The sequence below is a fragment of the Actinotalea ferrariae genome (genome assembly GCF_019733465.1).
Lineage (GTDB): Bacteria > Actinomycetota > Actinomycetes > Actinomycetales > Cellulomonadaceae > Actinotalea > Actinotalea ferrariae_A.
This window is the reverse complement of sequence record NZ_JACVQL010000340.1, coordinates 1-1628: the sequence shown is the minus strand read 5'-3', so window position 1 is coordinate 1628 and position 1628 is coordinate 1. Positions and strand designations below refer to the sequence as shown.

The 1628-nt window shown below is 74.4% G+C and carries 2 protein-coding genes; both read left to right on the top strand.

Going from position 1 to position 1628, the window contains the following annotated elements:
* Window positions 1-972, top strand: a 972-nt coding sequence (locus ICW40_RS19325) for an AAA family ATPase (RefSeq protein WP_221655614.1), incomplete at its 5' end; no start/stop codon positions are given.
* Between the two features lie 117 nt (window positions 973-1089).
* Window positions 1090-1431 (top strand): hypothetical protein, encoded by a 342-nt coding sequence (locus tag ICW40_RS19320; RefSeq protein ID WP_221655613.1) that lies wholly within the window; start codon window positions 1090-1092, stop codon window positions 1429-1431.
* Window positions 1432-1628: the final 197 nt, after the last annotated feature.

The window sequence follows — 1628 nt, the reverse complement described above, 5'->3', positions numbered from 1 at the left end:
CTCGAGCGCTCGCTGCGCCTCGCGACCGAGGCCCGCGAGGCGGCGGAGGCGGCTCGCGCCGAGCGCGACGCCCAGCTCGTGGCCGTCCGGGCCGACGTCGACCGCTGGGCGGGCGAGCTGCGCGAGCTCACCGACGTCGCGCACCGCGACGAGGTCGCGCGTGCCCAGCAGGCGCTCCGCGTGGAGCAGCTGCAGGCGCGCAGCGTCGAGGACCTGGGCCTGGACCCGCAGGTGCTGCTCGAGGAGTTCGGCCCCGACCGGCCGGTACCCGTCGCGGGCGAGGACGGCGAGGCGTCGTCGGTCCCGTACGTGCGCGCCGAGCAGGAGAAGCGGCTGCGTGCCGCGGAGCGGGCGCTGTCGCTCCTCGGTCGCGTCAACCCCCTCGCGCTCGAGGAGTTCGCGGCGCTCGAGGAGCGCCACACCTTCCTGTCCACGCAGCTCGCCGACCTCAAGAAGAGCCGCACGGACCTGCTGCAGATCGTCAAGGAGATCGACGAGCGGGTCGAGCAGGTGTTCACCGAGGCCTACCGCGACACGGAGGTCCAGTTCGAGCGGGTCTTCTCGCGCCTCTTCCCGGGCGGCGAGGGACGGCTCGTCCTCACCGAGCCCGAGAACATGCTGACGACGGGCATCGACGTGGAGGCCCGGCCCGCGGGCAAGAAGGTCAAGCGCCTGTCCCTGCTCTCGGGCGGCGAGCGGTCGCTGACCGCCGTGGCCCTCCTCGTCGCGATCTTCAAGGCCCGGCCGAGCCCGTTCTACGTCATGGACGAGGTCGAGGCGGCGCTCGACGACGCGAACCTCGGCCGGCTGCTCGAGATCTTCACCGAGCTGCAGCAGGACAGCCAGCTCATCGTCGTGACGCACCAGAAGCGGACGATGGAGATCGCCGACGCGCTCTACGGGGTCACCATGCGCGGCGACGGCGTGACGACCGTCATCAGCCAGCGGATGCGCGAGGACGCGACGGCCTGAGGCCGGCCGGCGGGCGGCGCGGCCCGGCCGCGGCGCGGTGTGGAGATCGTGTGGTGATGGCCCGGGCGTCCGGAGCGCCCGGGCGAGGGCGTCACCCGACCGGGTGATACTGACGGCATGGCACCTGTCGTCGTCTGGATCATCGTCGCGCTCGTGAGCGCCGTCGTCGTCCTGGTCGTCGCGGGAGCGGCGAGCGGCCGCACCGGGGGAGGGCGCGAGGTCCTCGCGGACCTGCGATCCGGGCTCCGCCGCGACCACCGCAGGGGAATGCTCCGCGGGGTCCGGGAGGAGATGGCCGAGGTCGCCGAGGCCGAGGGCGGCTCGGTCGAGGACATCTTCGCGATCGGCGAGCCCGACGAGCGCGACTACGTCCAGGCGCAGGACCTCGTCCAGACGCTCGGCCGGGCCACCGGGCGCTCGTCCTCCCGTGCGCGCGCGTCGCAGCTCAGCCACCGCTGACGCACGGCGGCCGCAGCCGCCGGCGCACACGCTGACGCACCGCTGACGCGCACGGCACGCGCCCCTGAGAGACTGGGCCCGTGAACGAGCTCACCGACTACCTCCTCGTGGCCCTGCCCGTGCTCGCCGTCGTCGGCGCCGGCGTGGTCGGCCTGCGCCGCCGCGGCCGCCGGCCCGGCACCGGTCCGGCCGACACC